19 protein-coding genes are annotated in these 22,555 nt (G+C 65.5%); 4 read left to right on the forward strand and 15 right to left on the reverse strand.

Annotation, left to right across the window (positions count from 1 at the left end):
- Window positions 1-51 precede the first annotated feature (51 nt).
- A complete protein-coding gene (locus A9W96_RS23415) occupies window positions 52-1,431 on the reverse strand; it encodes an NAD(P)/FAD-dependent oxidoreductase (protein WP_082972562.1) in 1,380 nt (459 codons plus the stop codon).
- A 147-nt stretch (window positions 1,432-1,578) separates the two neighbouring features.
- The gene (locus A9W96_RS23420) at window positions 1,579-2,229 is read right to left on the reverse strand and encodes an HD domain-containing protein (RefSeq protein WP_066871118.1); all 651 of its coding nucleotides are present in this window, start codon (window positions 2,227-2,229) and stop codon (window positions 1,579-1,581) included.
- Window positions 2,230-2,391: 162 nt separating this feature from the next.
- On the opposite strand from A9W96_RS23420, the gene A9W96_RS23425 reads away from it, so the two are divergent.
- A complete protein-coding gene (locus A9W96_RS23425) occupies window positions 2,392-3,372 on the forward strand; it encodes a GlxA family transcriptional regulator (RefSeq protein WP_197497896.1) in 981 nt (326 codons plus the stop codon).
- Here A9W96_RS23425 and A9W96_RS23430 read toward each other — a convergent pair.
- From A9W96_RS23430 to A9W96_RS23455, 6 genes are all read right to left on the reverse strand, one after another.
- Window positions 3,363-4,511, reverse strand: a complete 1,149-nt coding sequence (locus tag A9W96_RS23430) for an NAD(P)/FAD-dependent oxidoreductase (RefSeq protein ID WP_067143458.1) — start codon at window positions 4,509-4,511, stop codon at window positions 3,363-3,365. The genes A9W96_RS23425 and A9W96_RS23430 overlap by 10 nt on opposite strands.
- Complete coding sequence (locus A9W96_RS23435) at window positions 4,492-5,229, reverse strand: alpha/beta fold hydrolase (RefSeq protein ID WP_231999826.1); 738 nt, start codon at window positions 5,227-5,229, stop codon at window positions 4,492-4,494. The genes A9W96_RS23430 and A9W96_RS23435 overlap by 20 nt, the downstream gene beginning before the upstream one ends.
- Window positions 5,226-6,248 carry an acetylserotonin O-methyltransferase gene (locus A9W96_RS23440; protein ID WP_231999828.1) on the reverse strand — a complete coding sequence of 341 codons (1,023 nt, stop codon included), beginning with the start codon at window positions 6,246-6,248 and terminating at the stop codon, window positions 5,226-5,228. Before A9W96_RS23440 ends, A9W96_RS23435 begins: the two co-directional genes overlap by 4 nt.
- 69 nt (window positions 6,249-6,317) lie before the next feature.
- Window positions 6,318-6,500, reverse strand: coding sequence for a hypothetical protein (locus A9W96_RS23445; protein ID WP_066871127.1), 183 nt, complete (start codon window positions 6,498-6,500; stop codon window positions 6,318-6,320).
- A 263-nt stretch (window positions 6,501-6,763) separates the two neighbouring features.
- On the reverse strand, window positions 6,764-8,014 hold the full coding sequence (locus tag A9W96_RS23450; protein WP_067143464.1) for a cytochrome P450: 1,251 nt from the start codon (window positions 8,012-8,014) through the stop codon (window positions 6,764-6,766).
- 93 nt (window positions 8,015-8,107) lie between these two features.
- Window positions 8,108-9,058, reverse strand: coding sequence for a VOC family protein (locus A9W96_RS23455; RefSeq protein WP_067143467.1), 951 nt, complete (start codon window positions 9,056-9,058; stop codon window positions 8,108-8,110).
- A gap of 474 nt (window positions 9,059-9,532) precedes the next feature.
- Between A9W96_RS23455 and A9W96_RS23460 the strand changes: the two genes are divergently transcribed.
- Window positions 9,533-10,348, forward strand: coding sequence for a transporter substrate-binding domain-containing protein (locus tag A9W96_RS23460; RefSeq protein ID WP_156765383.1), 816 nt, complete (start codon window positions 9,533-9,535; stop codon window positions 10,346-10,348).
- 33 nt (window positions 10,349-10,381) lie between these two features.
- Here the strand turns inward: A9W96_RS23460 and A9W96_RS23465 are convergent, their stop codons facing one another.
- The 7 genes from A9W96_RS23465 to A9W96_RS23495 all read right to left on the reverse strand — a co-directional run bounded on the left by A9W96_RS23465 (window position 10,382) and on the right by A9W96_RS23495 (window position 20,055).
- Window positions 10,382-11,728, reverse strand: coding sequence for an FAD-binding oxidoreductase (locus A9W96_RS23465; protein WP_067143473.1), 1,347 nt, complete (start codon window positions 11,726-11,728; stop codon window positions 10,382-10,384).
- Between the two features lie 7 nt (window positions 11,729-11,735).
- Entirely contained in the window at window positions 11,736-13,436 is a 1,701-nt protein-coding gene (locus tag A9W96_RS23470) for a thiamine pyrophosphate-dependent enzyme (protein ID WP_197499614.1), read from the reverse strand.
- A 228-nt stretch (window positions 13,437-13,664) separates the two neighbouring features.
- Entirely contained in the window at window positions 13,665-14,114 is a 450-nt protein-coding gene (locus tag A9W96_RS23475; RefSeq protein WP_067143479.1) for a nitroreductase family deazaflavin-dependent oxidoreductase, read from the reverse strand.
- A 96-nt stretch (window positions 14,115-14,210) separates the two neighbouring features.
- The gene (locus A9W96_RS23480; protein ID WP_197499615.1) at window positions 14,211-14,891 is read right to left on the reverse strand and encodes a helix-turn-helix domain-containing protein; all 681 of its coding nucleotides are present in this window, start codon (window positions 14,889-14,891) and stop codon (window positions 14,211-14,213) included.
- Between the two features lie 201 nt (window positions 14,892-15,092).
- The gene (locus A9W96_RS23485; protein WP_067143487.1) at window positions 15,093-15,761 is read right to left on the reverse strand and encodes a helix-turn-helix domain-containing protein; all 669 of its coding nucleotides are present in this window, start codon (window positions 15,759-15,761) and stop codon (window positions 15,093-15,095) included.
- A gap of 215 nt (window positions 15,762-15,976) precedes the next feature.
- Window positions 15,977-18,958, reverse strand: a complete 2,982-nt coding sequence (locus tag A9W96_RS23490; RefSeq protein ID WP_066871149.1) for a UPF0182 family protein — start codon at window positions 18,956-18,958, stop codon at window positions 15,977-15,979.
- A gap of 74 nt (window positions 18,959-19,032) precedes the next feature.
- A complete protein-coding gene (locus A9W96_RS23495) occupies window positions 19,033-20,055 on the reverse strand; it encodes a PDZ domain-containing protein (protein ID WP_066871152.1) in 1,023 nt (340 codons plus the stop codon).
- 104 nt (window positions 20,056-20,159) lie between these two features.
- Between A9W96_RS23495 and A9W96_RS23500 the strand changes: the two genes are divergently transcribed.
- Together A9W96_RS23500 and A9W96_RS23505 are read left to right on the forward strand one after the other, a co-directional pair.
- Entirely contained in the window at window positions 20,160-21,560 is a 1,401-nt protein-coding gene (locus A9W96_RS23500) for a zinc-dependent metalloprotease (protein ID WP_197497899.1), read from the forward strand.
- 36 nt (window positions 21,561-21,596) lie between these two features.
- Complete coding sequence (locus tag A9W96_RS23505) at window positions 21,597-22,463, forward strand: cyclodehydratase (RefSeq protein WP_067143490.1); 867 nt, start codon at window positions 21,597-21,599, stop codon at window positions 22,461-22,463.
- Window positions 22,464-22,555 lie beyond the last annotated feature (92 nt).

The following is a 22,555-nucleotide window of genomic DNA, read 5'->3' on the forward strand; positions in this document are numbered from 1 at the left end:
TGTGGCAGTCGCTTCGCGTCATGTCCTGCTTTCTGTCGATCGAGGCCGCGCTTACGCTGAGGCCCGAGCCGCTATCGGGACGTTCCGCGCATTCGGGACCATGCGCAGCATCGTGGATGGATGAATCAGCTCCGCGCGCCGGCCGACCATGTTCATCAGATGCAGGAATCGCTGGACCATTTCCGGATCGGTTTGCGCGGCGCGGACCATGTGCTCCACCAGAGCGTTCCTGAGCCGCACCGACACGGTTCGCTTCCCCGCTATTTGCGGCAGTGCCAAGTCCGAACTCACGGCGGTGTGCCAGGCCACGGCGATCTCCTTGGCAGCGCGGCCGAAGAACCGCCGTGGCAGTTTGTCGCCGCCGTCCCGAAGACAATCACGCAGAATCAACGCCTCGATGGCGGCGATCGACATGCCTTGGCCGTAAAGCGGATTGAAATTGCACAGCGCGTCGCCCATCACGATCAGGCCGTCGGGCTTGCGCGTCAGCTTGTCGTAGCGTCGCCATCGATTCGAGGGAAACTTGTAATGCGTGACGTCCGCGAGCGGTTCCGCGGCCCGCGCGGCGGCCAGCACATGTGGGGGCGCTACACCGGTCAGACAATCGAACAGGGCGGCGCGATCGGTGGGCGCCGGTTGCCCGGACAGCGTTTGCACCGCGAGCATGTACGCGTTGTTCTCCCCGGCGAACATCGCGAATGCGACCGGGCGGCTGGGCTGGGCGGCGGTGAGCGTGACGTTCTCCCGCAAGGTGCCCGGCTCCAGATAAACCGGCAGACCGGCGTAGGTGACGTGCACCTTCAATTCGTCCTCGCGTGGACGGCGATACCCGAGTTCTTCGAGAAAGATCGGTGTCCGCGAGCCGCGGCCCGTCGCGTCAACGACAAGGTCTGCGGTCAGGACGCTTTCGGCGCCCGAGTCACGTCGCGCCACCACGACACCCGTCACGCGGGCGCGCTGCTGGGTGGACGTCAACCGGACCGCGTCACAGCCCTGCAGCAACTCGACATTGGGAAGGGCATGCACGCGTCGACGTAGGTTCCACTCGAGAAAAGCGCGGTGCGCGTAGTGGATAACGATCGACTCCGGGTCGGGGACGTTGCCCGAGCGCAGCAACTCGTGTCCACCGAAATTGATGCAGAGGCGCGACAGGTCGCCGTCGTCCCAGACTCGGGCACCGCCGACCACCAATTCGTCGAGGAAACCGGGAAAAAGCTGTTCCAAACTTCGTGTCAGCCGTGCCGGTGGGATGTGCGGCAGGCCGCCTTGCGGGACCCCGCGGCGGGTCCGCGGTCCGTCCGGGAGAACGTCTCGTTCGATCACGACAACGTCGCGATAAAAGTCGGCCAGTACCCGTGCCGCCAGTAAGCCGGTGATGCTTCCCCCGAGAACTATTGCGGTGTCCCCGATTTCGGACGCGTTCGTCTTCAAGCTGACTCCTGTGATCGCACCTGATGAGAACCGCCGCATCCCCCGGCGGTCACCGCTCAGTCTGCTGCGGTGACCGTCGGGGCACCGGTGCGATTTCAGACCGCTATCCCACAGTTCGCGACATCACCGGCCGCGCGGACGGAGCGCCTACTCGGGCCAGGTGTTGTCCAGGATGATCTCGACGAAGTCGTCACGGCGGAAAGTGGGATCGAAGTGTTGCAGCACATCGGCGTTGACGGTGCCAAAGGTGCTGTGCGGGCGGTGTTTCATGCCTTCGTTGAAGGCAGCCAAGATTCGCCGCTTGAAGTCAGGCCGGGGATGCGCCGCGGTGACCGCGGCGAGGGCTTCCGCGGAAAGGTCGTCGCGTCCGATGCCCAGCACGTCGGTCTCGACACCGGCTGTGACCAAAGCGATTTCGGGTTCCATGAATTCGGGTATGCCGGGCGTGGTGTGCAACGCGATGCCGAGCCACACTTTGGCGGCGTCGGCCTCGCCGACGCCGTGCTCCAACAGGAAAGCCCGCGCCGCGTTGGCGCTGTCCACCTCGAAGCGCAGGGTGGACGTGCGATACCGCTCGGTGAGGCCCAGGTCGTGGAACATCGCCCCGGCGTACAGCAATTCCAGGTCGGGCTCCAGGCCCCGGCGCCGCCCCTGCAGCGCACCGAAGAAGAACACGCGCCGCGAATGGTCGAAGAGCAGGTCACCCTCGGCCTCGCGGATGAACTCGGTGATCTCGCGAACCAGCGGGGTGTCCGGTATGACGATGTCGGCGATACTCTCGACGTGTTGAGTGACCATGATCAACCTCCTGTGTCGGGTGGACTGTCCTCAGTATTCGACCGCGCCGTTCAAGCCACCCGAATCGTTTGAGCCGTCTTCACCACAGAATGCGACGCGTTCGCCACCGTCGGTCGGCCCGCTAGCCGCCCAGCCGCCATATTTCCCACAAATTGCGACACAATGGCTGGCGTGACCGAAGCCAAAGCGCGTACGCGGGTGGTGGTGATCGTCGTGTTCGACGGGGTGACGCTGTTGGACGTCGCGGGCGCGGGTGAGGTCTTCGTCGAGGCCAACCGGTTCGGCGCCGACTACCAGGTCAAGATCGCGTCGCTGGACGGGTGCGACGTGACCAGTTCGCTCGGGTCCCGACTTGGCGTGACCGACAGCATTGCGGCGATCGAATCCGCCGACACCGTCCTGGTCGCCGGCAGCGACAACCTGCCCGCGCACGCCATCGACCCCGCCCTGGTCGAGGCCATCCGATCGGTGTCGGCCCGGACCCGGCGGCTGGCCTCCATCTGCACCGGGTCGTTCGTCCTCGCGCAGGCGGGCCTGCTCAGCGGAAGGCGCGCCACCACGCACTGGCACGATGCCCGGCGGTTCGCGCGTGCCTTCCCCGATGTCACCGTCGATCCCGACGCGATCTTCGTCCGCGACGGCAACGTCTTCACCTCGGCCGGGATCTCGTCGGGCATCGACCTGGCGCTGGCGCTGGTCGAAATGGATTACGGCACCGAACTGGTCCGCAACGTTGCCCGGTGGCTGGTCGTCTACCTCAAACGCGCAGGGGGCCAATCACAATTCTCGGTGTTGGTCGAGGCCGATCCCCCGCCGCAGTCGCCGCTGCGTGCGGTCATCGACGCGGTCGCGGCCGACCCGGCCGCGAACCACAGCGTGCAGTCCCTTGCCGCGCGGGCGTCACTGAGCACCCGTCAGCTGACCCGGCTCTTCCAATCCGAGCTCGGGATGACCCCGGCCCGCTATGTCGAATTGGTTCGCATCGATTTCGCCCGTGGGGCACTGGAATCCGGCCGGTCCGTCAGCGAGTCCGCGGGCATGGCCGGCTTCGGCAGCAGCGAAACCCTGCGACGCGTGTTCGTCAACCACCTGGGCATCAGCCCGAAGGCCTATCGGGACAGGTTCCGAACGGCCTACGCCTGAGCGATCGAATGGCAGTCTTGCGAGATGCGCCTGGCCAGGGTTCGCGATTGTTTCGCTACGTAGCCGATCAACGCTGGGCGGCTCAGCAGACCATGGAAGTACAGGCCATCGGCCGCAGGCGTCGGCGCCAGCAGGACCGGTCCGCCGTCGGGTGCGAGTACCCTCAAGTGCCCGACCAACGGGCCCAGGCCGGGCCCGTATCCGGTCGCGCAGATCATCACGTCGGGTTGAATTCGTGCACCGTCGGCCAGCGCCGCCTTGGCACCCTCGAGCGCGCTGACCGCCCCGACCACTTCGATGGATCCGTCGCGCACCGCGTCGATGACCTCGCGGTCGACCACTGTCGGTGCGGCGTGCAGCCGGTGGGCTCTGGCAAACGGGCCTTCCGCCGGAACAGGCAGACCGAATTCTTGGAGGTCGCCGAATGCGCGGTGGCGCGCTGCGTTAGAGATCCGGTCGGCTACCCGCGGGGGCAGATGGAACAACGGAATCGAGAGCACGTCGTTGGGCAGCCCGACAGGCCCCTTACGCGGCAAGAGGTTTGGTGGAGTTCCTACCGAGAGCCAGACTTTGGCCGCCGCGCCTACGGTCAGGTCGTGGGCGATCTCCATTCCCGAGGATCCCGACCCGACCACCAGCACACGCTTGCCCGCGTACCGCGCCGGGCCTCGATAACTCGATGAATGCAATAGCTCACCGCTGAAAGTGCCGGCCCAATCCGGGATCAAGGGAGTGTGCAGGTAACCCGTGGCGACCACGACGTGTCGAGCGTCGAGGTCGCCGTCAGACGTTGTCAACCGCCATCCCACCGTACAGCGGTCGATCCGCTCGACCGTGGTGTTGAGCCGGAGGTCGATGCCGTCCTCGCCCGCGTGTCGGTCAAGGTGCGCGACGACCTGGTCACGAGTCGGATAGAGCGGAGTCCCCTTCGGGTATGGCCGGCCCGGCAAGTGGGAGAACTGCCGACCGGTGTTGAGCCTGAGCCGGTCATACCGGCCGCGCCACGACGCGGCCACTGCATCGGCCCGGTCGATGAGCAATGGCCGGATTCTGTTGTCCTTCAAGCTCAGCGCGGCAGAAATGCCGGCCGGGCCGGCACCAATAACCACTACTGCCCGGTCAGGTCGCGAGGATCGCATTGGCCACTTCGTCGGGGTGGGTCAGCATTCCGTCGTGTGTCCCCGGAACGACGACCGGTTTTACACCGAGCCGGGCGGCAAATTCGGGCCCCGGGTGCGGCATCGCCTGATCGCTGTCGCCGGTGACGTAGGCGGTGGAAACACCGAGACTCGCCGCATCGATGTCGAGAGCGCCAAGGAAGTAGCCGCCGGGTTGCGGGGTCATCAGATCCGCCACCAATCGCTGCAACGCTGGGGCGACGCCTTGCAGCAACAGCTGCTCGACGTACTCCAAGCTCGGTGCAATGGCGCCGAACGGTGATCCGTCGATCAATTGCAGCATCAACTCGCGTGTGTCTGGCGGGGTTTCGTCGACGAGCGACCTGACCCGAACCGGCACAAAAGCGTTGTAGTAGACGATCTTGCTGACCCGGCCGCGCAGAAGGTGAGCGGCGCCGGTCGCGGGGTAGCCGCCCCAGCTGTGCGCGACGAGGACCACATTGTCCAGCTCGAGCCGGCGCACCTCGTTGACGATGTAGTCGACCGCGTCCCCGAGCTGGTAACCCGACGGGTCATCGCCGTCGCCCAGACCCGGCAGCGTCAGGGTGATCGCCCGATGGCTCGCCGCGCGAAGCCGGTTGGCAACCGGCCGCCAGGACCAGGCGCCGTGCCAGCCGCCTGGAATCAGCACATACGTCAGCCCGTGCGTGTCCGGCGGTAGGGTCCCGTCGAGAGTCATCTGGCGCGAGCCTCGATCACGCTGAAATCCGTTTCGGTATCGAAGATTTGAGTCATCTCGAAGCCGGCTTCAGCGAGGAGTCGCTGATACTCCTTGGCGGTGCGTTCACGCCCATCGTTGAACAGCAACATCTCGATGTCAGCGATCTTGCCGATGAATTCGCGGGTGTCTTCGGGGATTACCGTCTCGACGAGCAGTAAGGCCGCGCCGGTCGACGCAGCCCTCCTCACATTCCGCAGGATTTGCAGCGCCGCGTCATCGGACCAGTCGTGCACAATGTGCTTGAGCACATAGGCATCAGCTCCCGGCGGAACATCGCAGAAGAAGGAGCCCGCAACCAGGCGAACCCGTTGCGCCACGCCTAACTTTCGTAGCAGCGGCGCTGCTTGGGCCACCACATCGGGAAGGTCGAACAGCACACCACGCGTGTTCGGGGCCGAGGCCAGGATGGCCGCGAGCAAGCGGCCATGACCGCCTGCGACGTCGACGATGGTAGCGAATGGCGTGAAGTCATACGCCTCCACGAGCGGTCCATCTACGTACGCCGACAAGCCCGTCATCGCGTCGTTGAAAATCGCACTGAATTCGGGTTCGTCGCGCAAGTAGTCGAAGAAGCGCTTACCGCGCAACGCCTGGACCGGCGAAGTGCCGGCTCTAACAGTCTGGGTGAGCAGGCTCCAATGTTCGCGCTCCTGCGGTGCGCCCACGAGCCGCGCCAGGGCCGCCATAGATACCGGGGCGTCCGAGCGCAGCAGGTCTGCCCGCTCGGTCAGCTCATAGCGGCCATCGTCGCCCTGAGCGAAGATGCCCTTGCTGATCAATGCTCGCAACACCCTGCGCAACGCATCGGAATCGGCTCCGACTTTGTCGGCGAGTTCATCGATGTGCAGTGGCCCGTCGCCAAGCGCATCGGCCACTCCCAAGTCGGCAACTGTAGTAATGGTCTGCGCTACCCACGCGCCCAGTATGAGCCCCTGCATCGCTTTCGCCGGCGATGACGCCGGCGGATCCAATGGCATTGTCTCCCAACCTCCTCATTCTGGTTGACAAAAATCACGGCCACGCCCGCCGCCCGGACCGGGTGAGGGCTACCAACTCATCGCGATAACGGCTGCCAGCAGCAAGACCGTGACGAGACCGTGGAGGACGAGTTGGCGCAGAAAGGTGTTTTGGACAAGACGGTCCAATTCGGCCGACTGTGAAAAATCAGGCAACACATAGTGATTACGCATTGAGCCGAAACCCATTCTCGCGCTCAGCGATATGGTCATTGTTGATCATCGATCGAGTCGGCCGGCCGAAGCCGCTGGCCCGAGGTCGTATTGCTCGCAACGTGGGAAGGTCTTGGCAGACCCTGGAAGGTCACCGAAAGCCGCGGCCCATAGCATGGTGCCCATAAAGACCAGCACTATCGCGATGAAGCTGTGAACGCATGCTTGCCGCACTATCATCGCCAGGGGCGGCTGCAGTGGGTAATCCTCCGAAAATCTCGTCATGGTGGGCCCTTCTGTGTCACGGATCGGCAGAGCCGAAATCACTTCAGTGAGTAGCGGATCGGCAGGTGTTTGAGACCACCGACGAGTGTCGTCGCGCACAATTCGGGCTCGCCGGCGAGCTCGATCGATTTCAGCCTGGGAAGCAGTTCGCGGTAGAGACTGTTGATCTCCATCCGCGCTAATGCGGCACCGAGGCAGAAGTGCACTCCGTACCCGAAGGCCAGGTGTTTGTTGGGATCGCGGCGGATGTCGAAGCGGAACGGATCGTCGAAGACCTCCTCGTCGCGGTTGCCGGACGCGTATGCCAGATACACCGACTCTCCTTCGGCGATGTCGACCCCCCGAACCGTGGTGTCGGCGGTTGCGGTGCGCATGAATTCCTTCACCGGGGTGGTCCACCGGATCATCTCCTCGATCGCCGTCGGCATCAGCGTGAGGTCCTGCTCCAATCGCGTTAGTTCACCGGGGTTTTCGATGAGCGCGCGCAGCCCGCCGGAGATGGCGTCTTTGGTGGTGTCATGGCCGGCGCTGGCGATGATCACGTAGTAGGACGCGGTGTCCACGTCCGAGAGCGGCTCGCCGTCGACGCGCCCGTTCGCGATGGCCGAGGCCAGGTCGCCGGTGGGGTTCTGGCGGCGCGACGCGGTCAGCGCGGCGAAGTAGTTGAGGAAGTCCTGCATCACCGCGAGCACGGCCTGGGGGCCTTGACTTCGCTGGTATTCGGCGTCATCGCGGCCGAACATTTCCTGGGTAAGCGTGCGCATCCGGGGAAACTCGGATTCGGAAAGACCCAATAGGGACAGGATGACGTAGAGCGGAAAGTCGGCTGCGACGTCGGTGACGAAGTCGCACTCAGGTCCGATCTCGCGCATCTTGTCGACACAGCGCTTGGCCAGCTGGTCCACCTGCGCCTTCAGGTTGCGCATGGCCGCGGGGCGGAACCAGTTCGCGGAGATCGCGCGCACCTTGCGGTGGTATGCGCCGTCCATCTGGACCAAGGTGCGCATGCCGGTCCCGGCGTCTAGCTCTGCATTGCGCAGATCGTCGACAGCGGCGGCTGTGAGCATTGTGCGGGGCGCGCTGATGAAGAGGTCATTATCGCGCTCGATAGCCATGATGTCAGCGTGCTTGGTGATCGCCCAGAACGGCCGATACGGCGGATGGTCCACCCATGCAACCGGATTGGTTGCCCGCAGCTGCCGTAGCCCCGTGTGCAGCCGCTCGTCGTCGGCGTATGCCGATGGGTCAGCCAGAACTTTGGTGGCGTCATGCATTGTGGGTGCGTTCATGTGGATTCCTCACTCCGGGGTTGTCAGAACTTCGATAGATGAAGACCCAATGCGCCGCCGTCGACGCGCGGCCGTCCTCGCTTCGACGCATCCTCAGAGCCTGATCGGCTCGAGGCGGCCGAGGATCTCCTCGCGCCGCGCCTCGAATTGCTCCGGCAGCTGGAATCGCTTGCCCAGCTCCTGCGGCGACTCGTCGCAGTCCCAGCCACCGTCATTGTGTGTCACGGCCAGTTCGAAAAGGGCGCCGCCGGGTGATCTGACGTAGACCGACTTGAAGTACTTGCGGTCTCGAACTTCGGACATATCTGTGTAGCCGGCACCCTCGATCTCGAGTTTCAGGTCGCTCTGGTTTTCGAGAGTGTCTGCGTTCCAAGCGAAGTGGTGAATAGTTCCGGCACCATAGGTCCACGTGCCCGGCCCATCTGTGCGATTGACGACAAGCTCGACCGCACCGCCGAGCCCGGACTTACCGGCCTCCAACGCAAAACGGTCACCTTCGGTCAAACCCTCGCGAGCACCAAGGTGGTTGGCGGCGAACTCGACTGCGGTGTCCGGCCCCGTCACGTGTACGCCTACACCGTAAATCCCGTGGATGGCGTACTCCTCGGGCACACCGTTGCCGGTGTAACCCCGACGAGGGTCGTCGACGACCTCGACCAGCTGGTACTCGATCCCGCACGGATGCCGGAACAGGACGCGGCGGCGATCGAACACGGTCGCGTCCCGGACGTCCGCGGTCCGTTCCTGCAACCTGGAGGACCAGTAGTTCAGCGAACCCGCGGGAGCGGCGAGCAATACCTCACGTGCTTGGTTGGTACCACGTCGCCCGCAGATCCCGGCCTGGCCAACCGGGAACGTGGTGAGCACCGCGCTCGGGTCGCCGTTGGCGTTGCTGTAATACAGGTGATAGATCGGGATCGTGCCGTCGAACAACACCGTCCGTTTGATCAGCCGCAGACCCAGCATCTTGACGTGAAAGTCAACGTCCTCCTGGGCCCCGTTCACCGACATGGTGATGTGGTGACTATCGATGATGTACGACATTCGAGCTCTCCCGCCGGCGGGTGGTCATCGGGCCCCCAGGAAGCGGAAAGCCGCTTCGGACATCGTTCTCGCCGTGAGCGTTTGCGGTCTGATCGGGCCATCGGGCATAGACATGTTGGCGTAGCCGCCGGGAAGCACATGCTGCGGAAGCGCAGCTGATACCACCTCGGGCCAACCGCGATGAGCAGTATGGCCAGATCTGTTCTTCGTCACACCTGCGACGTTAAAAAGCAACGCGCCCAGCAGCTAACCTGCGCCCACTGAGTGGGCGTTAGCGGCCGGTCACCGTTTGACGGTGTGGCGATAGGGGCAGCGCCCGAGCTCTAGGCTGGGGTAATAGATTGGCGCTCAAGGAGTACCAGGACGGATCCCAGAAGGGGCCGTCAGGTCATTGAGGAGCATTCATGATGAGTGATTCTGGTAGGGCGAATGGCTAGGGGCGTCGGCACTTCCCCAATGAGGGGGCGGGCCATCATGATCGGGTTGGTCACGATTCCTGTATTGGTCGCCATGGCCGCGCTCGCCGCGGGGTGTGACTCACCGACTACGACGTCATCGACAGCCACGCCGGCGTCCGTCGGATTGCCACAAATTCTGCAGCGCGGCACGGTCCGTGTGTGCAGTACCGGCGACTACCGCCCATTCACGTATCGTGACGCACAGGGCATCTGGAGTGGGCTCGACATCGACATGGCCCACGACATGGCCACTCGACTGGGAGTCCGGCTGGACACGGTGCCGACCACGTGGGCAAGTGTTGTCAATGATCTGGGCAACAAGTGCGATGTGGCGATGGGAGGAATCACCATCACGCTCAACCGCGCCGAGCATGCGATCTACAGCGCTCCCTACCTACGCGATGGAAAAGCGGCCATCGTCCGTTGCGCTGAGGCATCAAAGTTCCAGACCCTGAGCGACATTGACCGGCCGGGTGTCCGCGTGGTCGTCAACCCCGGTGGCACCAATGCCGAATTCGACAACGGCCACCTCCACAATGCGCATGTGGTGAACTATCCGGACAACAACACCATCTTCGGCCAAATCACTAACGACGCCGCCGATGTCATGATCACCGATGCCAGTGAGATCCGTTGGCAGACAGGCCAGGATCCGCAGCTCTGCGGTCAGAGTCTGGACCATCCGTTCACGTTCGAACAAAAGGCCTATCTCATTCCTCGAACCGCCACGGACGTGCAGCAATGGATCAATCTGTGGCTCAACATCGCACAGAACGACGGAACCTACGCAGCGCTGAGCCAGAGGTACCTGGGTGCGCTAATCGGACCATGATTGTTGCGGACCGATCGACATTCGAGCCCTCCTCTAACCGACGCTGGGAAGCGGAATGGCGGTGAAGACGCCGTCGGGGTCGTACCGCGCTTTCGCGGCGGCGAGTCGGACGGCGTTCTCGCCGTATGCATTCGCGACCTGCTCGTGGTCATCGGGTCCCAACAGGTTGGCATAGCCGCCCGGTTGGGCGTGAGGCGCAAGCGCCGCCGACACCGCGTCGGCCCACGCACGGTGAGTAGCACCATCCCCGGTCTCCCAACTGGCGACAATCTCGACGACGAAGTGTGGGCGGCGGTTTGCGAACGCGGTTTGGTCCGAGGCGACGCGCGTCGACGCGCCGTGACAGTGGTGGATGGTGATGCCGCTGGGTGGTGAGGTCAGCGCCCGACCGGCCTCGCGGAGCGTATCGATCACCCCAGGTGTGTACCCCGCGACCGTGCGGGTGCGAATCGCCCAGCACTGCCCACCCACGCTCCAGGCATCGAACAGGCTCAGCCATTCGCGGTACGTCATCGGCGCGACCTGTGTGGTCAGCGGAGTTCCAAGCTTGACGAGCTTATCGACGGCGGCTTCGCCGCAACGATGATCGCCGCTGAAGGCCGGGGCCAGGAACACCGCCGGATTTCCGCCTGGGTCGCAAAGCAGTCCACTTAACACGGTCAGCTCGTCCGGAGCCGTCGACAACAGCTCACCGAGCCCACGCCACACCGTCGCGGCCTGCGACCACGGGAAGGTGATCATCCCGCCGATCAACCGGTCCAGCGGATGTAACCGCACGCGCATCGAGGTGACCACCCCGAAGTTGCCGCCGCCACCGCGCAGTGCCCAGAACAGCTCCGGCTCGTGAGTCGCGTCGGCTGCGACGGTTCGACCGTCCGCCAGGACAACCTCTGCACCGACCAGGTTGTCCGAGGCAAGGCCGAACCGGCCGTTGAGCGGTCCGTAACCTCCGCCGAGTGTCAGGCCGGCCATACCGACGCCGCCGCAGTTGCCGGTGGCGGCAACCAGCCCGTACGGCGTGACCGCGTCGGTCAAATCAGTCGCTGTGACACCCGCGCCCACCGTTGCGACCGGTACCGTGGTATCGACTGTGACACTTCGCATCCCGGACATGTCGATCACCAGACCGCCGTCGCACACAGCGCGACCAAGCCAGTCGTGGCCACCCCCGAGCACCGAGAGCCGCATCCCGCGGCCACGCGCCACCCGGATGGCTATCTGCACGTCGAACGATGACTCGGGTCGCACGATCAATGCCGGACGATGCTGCGCCGCCGCATTCCAGATCAACGGCGCAGCACCGGGGACCCGCACTTGCGTGGCATTGATCGCTCTCGTCAGGTCGGCGGCGGCCGCGGATATCACAGCGGGGGTGGTCATTTGTCTCCTACGGGTTGACGACGACGTCCAGCAAGAACGTCCGCCCTGATGCGACGGCTTCGAGCGCCCGCTGCACGGCCACGGCCAGCTCATCGAATTTCTGCACGCGTTCGCCCATGCCGCCATACGCTTCGGCCTGCTTCACGTAGTCGGGCATCGGTTCAATGGTGTTGCCGACGAAGTTCTGTTCGCGGACGGCCGCGCTATCCGGGTAGTACCTGACAAGGTTTCGGATCTGGGATGCGTACTGCCGGTTATTGCACAGCACGATGAGCAGCGAGACTGCGTATTCCTGTGCGAATCCCAGCGCAGCCGGCACGGGATTGTAGTGCCACGCTCCGTCACCGAGGATGCAGACGACCACTTGCTGCGGGCGCGCGAGCTTGACGCCGAGTGCGGTGCCCAGGCCGGTGCCCAGTGCTCCTGCCCAACCGCGATACTGCTCGAAAAGTTTACGGGCGTACAGGAATTGAATCATTTGCGGCACTTGAGACGTGATCTCATCGACACAGATCGCGTCGTCGGGAAGTGCGTCGTGCAACGCGCCGAACAAGTCGGCGGCACACACGAAATCGGTTGCCTGCAACGCTAGTTGGCGAGCTTCTTCGATTCCCTTGGCGCGCACGCCGTCCGTGTAGCGCGTCCACCGCTCGTCGGCGTCGTGCCGAACGGCCGATCGCGTTTGTAGATTGGCAGCGAGCGCAACCAGATTGATCGACACATTCCCCGGGATCGCGTGAGTGATCGGGTAGCCCCAATAGGCACCGCGCGGGCGCAGCGGGTCTTGTTCGAGGTGAATGACCGCGCACCCTGGGCGTAACGCCGCCTGCGGCGGATGCCACGGTCCATTGCAGCCGGCCAACAGCACGGCATCGGCTTCACCCAGCACCGCTTCCACCGGCCCCGCCCCGTACAGGGGGTGTGACCGCGGAAAGTTGTGATAGGCGGGATTCCAGAATTCGAAGACGGGCGCCGACAGCGCCTCGGCGATGCCTATCAGGGCGTTGCGGTCGGCGTCGGTGCGCCCGCCGTGTTCGGTGACGATGATCGGGTTTGTCGCGCGCACGAGAAGTCCGGCCACCCGGTCGATATGTTCTGGTGTCGCGACATTCGGTGCAGCGGGAACCCACGGGGGGACCTCGGGGTGACCCTCGCCCAGCAACAGCTGAAACGGTATCTCCAACAGCGTCGGGCCGAGCGGGACGGACTCGGCGATGAAGCGGGCGCGCCGGAGTTCGTGAACCAGATCGAACGGCGTGCGCGCTCGCTTCGCCCACTTGACGACGACTTCGGCGTTGCGCGCCGGGCCGGCATGGTCGGTCAGCAGTGCGGGCCATTCGGCACCGGGATCGCCGTCGGGGTCATCACCATAGCTGAGCGTGTCAGGCGACAGTGCCGTCATCGGTGTGCGCTCCTGCAGCGCCGTGCTCAGCGCCATCGACGCGTTTTGAACTCCCAACGATGTCGGCAAGAAGACGATCTGGCTTCGGCCGGTGGCCTTGTAGTAACCCGATGCCAGGCTCACCGCCAACAGCTCATGGCGACAGCGGAAGTACCGCAGCCTCATCTCGTTGCCGCGCCGGGCAAGCACTTCCCAGATCGGCGCCATCACGGCGATGGGAGAGGCGAAAATGCAGTCCACGCCCTGGGATTCCAAATGATCCAGCAGTACTTCTGCGCCATTCTTGGCGCCATGAGCGCGTGTCACACGAGTGACGCTAGGAAGCGACGAGGCCAACTGCGAGCCCGCGCCCACTGGGTGGGTTTTGCTAGCTGATCAGTGATTCACGGTTAGGCGCTTCTGATTTGAGGGCTAGTGTGCTGTGCGATCAGTTCGCCGACCATCCACACGCCGAAGGCGGTGCCGGGTTCATCGCCGCATCTACCTGTCACGCACCGGATGGCAGCTGCCGGCCAAAGAGCTGCGGTAAGCCCTTCAGGCGGGGGTTAACGCGATAACCGGGATGGGCCGCGATGTTCGGCTCTGGTAGCCGGTGTATCGGTTCGCGTTGTTTGTATTGACGATCTCCCACAGCCGAGCGTAGCCGGCGTCACCGGGTGCGACTCTGCGTGCTGTCACCGCGAATCGTATTGGCCCCACGTTTATTTCGCAGTCCGGCTGGTTCCGTAGGTTGTGGTACCAGCCCGGATGCTTATCGCTACCACCGAAGGACGCGACGACCAGATACGAGTCGCCGTCCTTGGCGTAGGTCAGTGCATTGCTGCGCTGCTGACCGGTCTTCGCGCCCGTGGTGTGTAACAGCAAACAGGGTGGCATCCCGGGTATCCGGTGGCCGATCCGACCGTCGGTCCTCCGATAGACCATGCCATGAAGGCGCAGCAGCGGTAGGAGCACCAGTTGCTCCGCCGGAGTCATATTGCTCATGAGCAGTTTGCGCCTGTCATGCCCGCGACGTTAGGAAACCGCGCGACAGGCGGCAAACCTGCGCCCACTGAGTGGGTTTTCGCGCCTGGCACCGTTTCACGGGTTGCGAAGGAGGCTGACGATGCGGCTGCCGGTAGCCCTGGTGGCAGCCAGCAGTCCCAGCGGAGGCCGGCGTTGCGGGATGAGCGCCGAAACGGCTGCCGCCGCGTTGTCGCCGAGAGGAATTGCTATGGCAACGCAGCTGAGATCCGCCAGCACCCCGCCGGCATCCACTATGGGGGCGCGGCCCAACTCGGTATAAGCCCGCGCAGTCGCCGTACCTGGCGGCACCCGAGCCCCGGGTTCGGCTGTGAATCCCACCGGAATCCGAGCGTCCACCACGTCCAGGTACACCACCTCGCCACCGATCAGCGCAGACAACTGAACCGCAGCCCCAGTGGCGCTTGCCAGCTCGGCGATCGGCCGACGGGCGGCCACCCGCAATCGACGCTCCGGACTCACCCGCGAACCCAACCCCAACAGGCTCGCGCCCAACCGATACCGGCTGCCTTCGCGACTGACCGCCCCGACCGCGATCAACTGCTGCAACAGTCGACGGACCGTCTCGCGCGGGATCCCGCTCACATTCGCCAAATCCAGCAGCCGCACCGGCTCCAACGCAGCCACCAGCTCCAGCAGTTCAAATGCGCTCTGGAGAACCCCGCGGCCGTCGTTAGGAAACGAGCCGTCCACAACCCGACGGAGCATCGCCATCGCCCAGACCAGGCCGCTTGGCAACCGGTCGCCTTGACCAGACTCCATGCCGACGGCCCGAAATCAGCACATACGTCAACCCCTCGTTCAAGGTATGCCTTTCGCTGTCAAGGATCCGAAGGTAGTACCGGACCGGTGTGTGGCCGCCACGGCTATGACGTTAAGAAGCCGCGGGACAAGCGGCCAATCTGTGCCCACTCAGTGGGTTTTCTCGCTGATAGCAATTCACGGTGTACGAAGGAGCCCGGCGATACGGACACCGGTGGCCCTGGTGGCAGCGAGCAGCCCGAGCGGCGGCCGCGGTCGCGGGACAAGCGTCGACACAGCTGCCACAGCGCCGTTGCCCAAAGGAATGGTTACCGCGACACAGCTCATACCCTTGATAACCTCGCCGGCATCCACTATCGGTGCGGTAAAGCCCAATTCGGTGTGGGCTCGTGCGGCTGCGCATCTAGGTGGTACCCGGGCCCCCGGTTGGGCGACCACTCCGAACGGAACCCGAGCGTCCACCGCGTCCAGATACACCACCTCGCCACCGATCGGCGCAGACAACTGAACCGCAGCCCCAGTGGCGCTTGCCAGCTCGGCGATCGGCCGACGGGCGGCCACCCGCAATCGACGCTCCGGACTCACCCGCGAACCCAACCCCAACAGGCTCGCGCCCAACCGATACCGGCTGCCTTCGCGACTGACCGCCCCGACCGCGATCAACTGCTGCAACAGTCGACGGACCGTCTCCCGCGGGATCCCGCTCACATTCGCCAAATCCAGCAGCCGCACCGGCTCCAACGCAGCCACCAGCTCCAGCAGTTCAAATGCGCTCTCGAGGACCCCGCGGCCGTCGTTGCGAAGCGAACCGCCCGCCGCGCCCACCCGCCTATCACTGGCGGTCATGCGATCCACCGTTGGCCCACCATCGACCCCTTTGAGGTTGCTGTTGCCGACTGCAACGGCGAACACGTGCGATCTATGCCCGGTGCCGAAAAGCAACAACAGCCTGCTCGTCGATGTCCTCGACGAGGTTATCCCCGAAGCGGCATGGGGCTAAAATGTTGCATTAGCGCGGGCAGCAGCCTTTGCGAGATGCGCTTCGCCGGCCCGCGTCCGACCTACTTGGTGTTGTTGTACTTGGTGATCGCGTCGTCCAGGCGCTGCAACGCCGCACCGTAGCCGGCGAAATCGCCCTTCTTCTGCGCGTCCTTGGCCGCGCCGAGGGCCGCCTGAATCTCTTGCAGGGCAGCCGATTTCGCCGGGGACAGGGTCACCGAACCGTCGGCGACCGGCGGTGCGGCCACCGGCGGCGCCGAACCCGGTGTCACGGCCGGCGGCGGCGTGTTGGCCGGCGGACTGGCGGCGGGGGTGCCGGACTCGGTGGGCTGGATGCCCGTCGCCGCCGCGCCCGCACCCGGACCGAACAGCCCCGTCAGGGCGTCCCGCACCGTGGGGCCGTACCCGATCTTGTCGTTGTACATCATCGCCACCCGGATGAGCCGCGGATACGACGACGCCGCATCGCTGGCCCCCGGGGACGCGTACACGGGTTCGACGTAGAGCAGCCCGCCCTGGCCCACCGGCAGGGTGAGCAAGTTGCCCCACCGGATCCGGTTCTGGTTGTCACGCCCGATCACACCGAGGTCCTGGGACACCGCCGGATCGGTGGTGATCGCGTTGTTGGCCAGCTTGGGCCCGTTGACCTGACCCGGGATGGTCAGCACGGTGATCCGGCCGTACGTCGCCGGGTCGGAGCTGGCGCTGATGTAGGCGGCCAGATAGTCGCGCTTGAACCTGTTCATCGCGCTGGTCAGCTGATACGACGCCGTATTGTCGTTCTTCGCAATGTTTTTCGCGACGATGTAGTACGGCGGCTGGTAGCTGCTGGCCGTCGGGTTCGGATCTAGCGGCACGTCCCAGAAATCCGACGTGGAGAAGAACGTCACCGGATCGTTGACGTGATATTTCGCCAGCAACATCCGCTGCACCTTGAACAGGTCCTCGGGATAGCGCAGGTGCTCGGCCAGCTCCGGGCTGATATCGCTCTTGGGCTTGACCGTGCCCGGGAAGACCTGCATCCACGCCTTGAGCACCGGATCCTGCTCGTCCTGCTGGTACAGCGTGACGGTGCCGTCGTAGGCGTCCACGGTCGCCTTGACCGAGTTGCGGATGTAGGAGACCCGCTTGTCGGGTGCCAGCCTGTTGAACGCCACCTCGTTGGAGTCCGCGGTCGCCGACTCCAACGACGTGAGTTCGGAATACGGGTAATTGTCCAGCGTGGTGTAGCCGTCGATGATCCACACCAGTCGCTTGTTCACGATCGCCGGATACACCGCGCTGTCGGTGGTCAGCCACGGCGCCACCGCCTCCACCCGCCGCGCCGGGTCACGGTTGAACAGGATCCTGCTGTTGGAGCCGATCACGTTGGAGAACAAGAAGTTTCGCTCGGCAAATTTCGCGGCGAACACGCTGCGCGACAGCCAGTCGCCGATCGGGACGCCGCCGAGCCCGGTGTAGGTGTAGTTCTTGGTCTCGTTGCTGGTCTCGTAGTCGTATTCGCGGTCGGTGCCGTTGCGACCGACGATCGCGTAGTCGGCCGACGTGTTGGCGATGACCGGCCCGAAATAGACGCGCGGCTGGTCGAGCTGCGCCGGGCCGTCGGAGACCACCCCGCCGTTAGCGCCGACGACGTTGACCAGGAATTCAGGGTAGCCGCCATTCTGGTTGGGGTCGTTGGCGATTCCGCGCACCGTGTTGGCCGGCGACGCGATGAAGCCGTTGCCGTGGGTGTACACGGTGTGCCGGTTGATCCAGTCGCGCTGATTGTCGATCAGCCGGTCGGGGTTGAGTTCGCGGGCCGCCACGACGTAGTCACGCAGGGCCCCGGTGCGGTCCTGGTACCTGTCGATGGAGAGCTGGTCGGGGAAGTAGTAAAAGTTCTTGCCCTGCTGGAACTGGGTGAACGCCGGGCTGACGATCGTCGGGTCGAGCAGTCGGATGTTCGATGTGGTGGCCCGGTCGTCGGCGACCTGCTGGGCGGTGGCCCCCGCGTCGCCGGTGTAGTTGCGGTAGGTGACCTGGTCAGACGTCAGACCGTAGGCTTGCCGCGTCGCGGCGATGCTGCGGCTGATGTATTCGCTTTCCTTTTGCGCGGCATTGGGTTTGACGCTGATCTGCTCGACGATCAGCGGCCATCCCGCCCCCACGATCAGCGACGACAGCAGCAACAGGACCACACCGATCGCGGGAATCCGCAAATCCCTGAGCACGATCGCCGAGAACACCGCGCCCGCGCAGATCAGCGCGATGGCCATCAGGATCAGCTTGGCGGGCAGCACCGCGTTGATGTCGGTGTAGCCGGCGCCGGTGAAGGGCTTGCCGCCGCGGGTGTGCGACAACAACTCATAGCGGTCCAACCAGTAGGCGATGGCCTTGAGCAGCACCAGCACCCCGACCAGGGTGACCAGCTGGATTCGCGCCGACCGGCTCAGCGCCCCGGTGCGGCCGGACAGCCGAATGCCGCCGAAGATGTAGTGGGCCAACAGGTTCGCCACGAAGGCCAGGAACACCGCGACGAACAGGTAGGACAGCAGCAGCCGGTAGAACGGCAGCTCGAACGCGTAGAAACCGAGGTCCTTGCCGAACTGCGGGTCCCGGATGCCGAAATCGCCGCCGTGCAAGAACAGTTGGATTCGCACCCAATAGCTCTGGGCGACGATGCCGGCCAGCAGGCCGACCGCCACCGGGATACCGGCGCTCACCAGTCGTAGCCGCGACAGCACCAGGGCGCGGTAGCGCGCCACCGGGTCGTTGTCGTTGCTCGGCACGAACACCGGGCGGGTGCGGTAGGCCACCGCCAGCCCGGCGAACACGATGCCGCCCACCAGCAGGCCGGCGATCAAAAACACCACGAACCGGGTGACCAGCACGGTGGAGAACACCGAGCGATACCCGAGCTCGCCGAACCACAGCCAGTCGACGTATGCGTCGATCAGCCGCGGACCCGCGAGCAGCAAAGCGATCACACCCAGTGCGATCAGGATCAGAATCCGGCTACGCCGAGTCAGCTTCGGCATCCGTGCGGTGGGCCGCATCCCCACTGGCTACGCTCCCTGATCGATTGCTAGACGGTGACAACTCTACGCATGGCACAACCCGTGATCGCCGGGCTTCGCTAGCAGCTTGGCGCCTGCCCACCCGAACCGATCGCGTGCAACGCATCCACTGCCTGGCCGAGCGTCTCGACCTTGACCAACCGCAGGCCGGACGGATTGTCCGAGCTGGCCTCGTAACAGTTCTTGGCCGGCACCAGAAACACCGTGGCCCCGGCCGCGTGCGCGGCGACCATCTTGTGGGTGATGCCGCCGATCTGGCCGACCTTGCCGTCCGACGAAATGGTTCCGGTCCCGGCGATGAAATTCGACTTGGCCAGGTCCCCGGTGGTCAGTTTGTCGACCACCGCGAGGCTGAACATGAGGCCGGCCGACGGCCCGCCCACGTTGGCCAGGTTGAAGTCGACGGTGAACGGCGCCCACGGCGCGTCGAGCACCGCGACGCCCAGGAAGCCGTAGTCGCGGTCCTTATTGGCACCCAGGGTGATCTGCGCCACACCGGCCGGCTCGTTCTTGCGGCGGTAATCGATCGTCACGACCTGGCCGGGCTTGGTGTTCTTCAGCAACCCGGTGAACTCCTCGACGGTGGCCACCGGGACGCCGTTGACCGCGTCGATGGCGTCACCGGTCTTCAGCTTGCCCGCCGAGGGGCCCGGCTCGGGGACCTTGGCGACGGTGACCGCCGCCGGGTACTTGAGGTAACCCAGGGCGGCATAGGCGGCGCTGTCCTCGGATTGCTTGAAGTCGGCGTTGTTGGCCTTGTCGACCTCCTCGCGCGACTTACCGGGCGGATAGATCAGGTCGCGCGGTACCAGCTGCTCGGTGTCCGAAAGCCACAGCGTCAGCGCCTCGCCCAGCGTCAGGTCGTCGCGCTGGGACACCGTCGTCATATTGAGGTGCCCGGTAGTCGGATGCGTCTGGGTGCCCTCGATCGCCACCACCTGCTTGCCGTCGACCTCGCCGAGCGTGTCGAAGGTGGGGCCGGGCCCCAGCGACACGAACGGCACCGTCACCACGGCCAGCAACACGCCGAACACCACGATCGGCACCAGCGCGACCACCAAGGTCAGGATGCGCCTGTTCACGCCGATCAGACTAGACGGCGGGTGCCGCGCGGTGTTCAGCCACGACGTCGGGTCAGCCTGGTTCAGCTACAAGCTGACCCGAGGTCGCGCCGCCTGACCTAGCGGTGAGTACCGTTGAGGGTATGGCTGACCTGCCTTTCGGGTTCTCCTCGGGAGACTCTGGAGACGACCCCGACAAACGCGGGAAGAAAGATCCCGAATCGGGCTCGAACCCGTCTGACCCGTTCGCCGCCTTCGGCATGAGCGGTGAATTCGGCATGGGCGACTTGGGGCAGATCTTCACCCAACTCGGCCAGATGTTTTCCAGCGCGGGCACTGTCGGGCCCGCCGGAACCGGCTCCGGGCCGGTGAACTACGACTTGGCGCGCCGCGTCGCGACGAATTCGATCGGCTTTGTGGCGCCGATCCCGGACACCACCAACTCGGCGATCGCCGACGCGGTGCATCTGGCCGAAACCTGGCTGGACGGGGCCACGGCGCTGCCGGCGGGCACCACCAAGGCGGTGGGCTGGACGCCCGGCGACTGGGTCGAGAACACCTTGGAGACCTGGAAGCGGCTGTGCGACCCGATGGCACAACAGATTTCGACGGTGTGGGCGGCGTCGCTGCCCGAGGAGGCCAAGAGCATGGCCGGCCCGCTGCTGCAGATGATGTCGCAGATGGGTGGCATGGCGTTCGGCTCGCAGCTCGGACAGGCGCTGGGCCGACTGTCCCGCGAGGTGCTGACCTCCACCGACATCGGTCTACCCTTGGGGCCCAAGGGAATTGCCGCGGTAATGCCCGACGCCGTCGAATCGTTCGCCACCGGACTGGAGCGGCCGCGCAGCGAGGTCCTGACCTTCCTGGCCGCGCGGGAGGCCGCCCACCACCGGCTGTTCAGTCACGTGCCGTGGCTGTCGAGCCAACTGCTCGGCGCCGTCGAGGCCTACGCCATGGGCATGCAGATCGACATGTCCGGAATCGAGGAACTGGCGCGCGACTTCAATCCGGCGTCGCTGTCGGATCCGGCGGCCATCGAAAACCTGCTCGGGCAGGGCGTTTTCGAGCCCAAGGCCACGCCGGCCCAGACGCAGGCGCTCGAACGGCTGGAGACACTGCTCGCCCTCATCGAGGGCTGGGTGCAGGTGGTGGTGGCCGGGGCGCTGGGCGACCGGATCCCTGGTGCGGCCGCGCTGGGCGAGACGATGCGGCGCCGCCGGGCCAGCAGCGGCCCTGCCGAGCAGACCTTTGCCACGCTGGTCGGGCTGGAGCTGCGGCCCCGCAAGATGCGTGAGGCCGCGGCGTTCTGGGAGCGCCTGACCGAGGCCGCCGGGGTCGACACCCGCGACGGCATCTGGCAACACCCCGATCTGCTGCCCGACGCCGGGGACCTCGACGAGCCGGCGGGCTTCATCGACCGGGTCATCGGCGGCGACACCAGCGGCATCGACGAGGCCATCGCCAAACTCGAGCGCGAGGGCCAAGGCCCCGACGGCCCGCCCGACGGCGGCTCTGTGGATAACTGAGCGGGACCATCGCCGCGCGCGTGACACAGTGACGCCGTGACGCAGCGGCGCCCGGCCACGCTTTCCACCTACGCGCTGGACCCAGCGCTGCCGGTCCTGCTGCGGCCCGACGGCGCGGTCCAGGTGGGCTGGGATCCGCGGCGCGCGGTGCTGGTCCGCCCGCCGGGCGGCCTGGCCGCCGCCGAGCTGGCCACCCTGTTGCGGTCGATGTGGTCGCCGACCCCGCTCTCGGAGTTGCAGCGCCGCGCGCTCGACCGCGGGCTGACCGACGCCGACGGTCTGCGAAACCTGGTCGCGCAGTTGGTCGGTGCCGGCGTGGCCACCGAATGCGGGCGGCCGCGCGAGCGGGCGGCCTCGGTGCGGATCCACGGCCGCGGGCCGCTCTCGGAGCTGCTGGTGGAGACCTTGCGCTGTTCGGGCGCGCGGATCGCGCACAGCAGCCAACCGCACGCCGCGGTGTCGGCCCACGACGTCGATCTGGTGGTGCTGTCGGACTTCCTCGTCGCCGACCCGCGCATGGTGCGCGATCTGCACAGCCAGGGCGTCGCCCACCTGTTGGTGCGGGTGCGCGACGGCATCGGGCTGGTGGGTCCGCTGGTGATCCCCGGGGTGACCAGCTGCCTGGGCTGCGCGGACCTGCACCGCCGGGACCGCGACGCCGCCTGGCCGGCGATCTGCGCGCAGCTGCGCGAAACCGTCGGGATCGCCGATCGGGCCACCGTGCTGGCGACGGCGGCGCTGGCGCTGGCTCAGGTGAACCGGGTGATCGCGGCCGTGCACCGACGGGAGGCGGCGGCCGATCCCGACCCACCCCAGACGCTGAACGCGACCCTGGAATTCGATGTGCACTCCGGCGCGATCGTCACGCGGCACTGGGTCAAACACCCGCTGTGCTCATGCTGAATCACGCCTACTTCCGTTGTGGCGCTTGGCCTTGCGGGCCGCGAACGACGGCCGATTGGCACCCTGACCTGCGTTTACACAATGTGACAACG

It is taken from the genome of Mycobacterium sp. 1245852.3 (assembly GCF_001669335.1).
Taxonomy (GTDB): Bacteria; Actinomycetota; Actinomycetes; order Mycobacteriales; family Mycobacteriaceae; genus Mycobacterium; species Mycobacterium europaeum_A.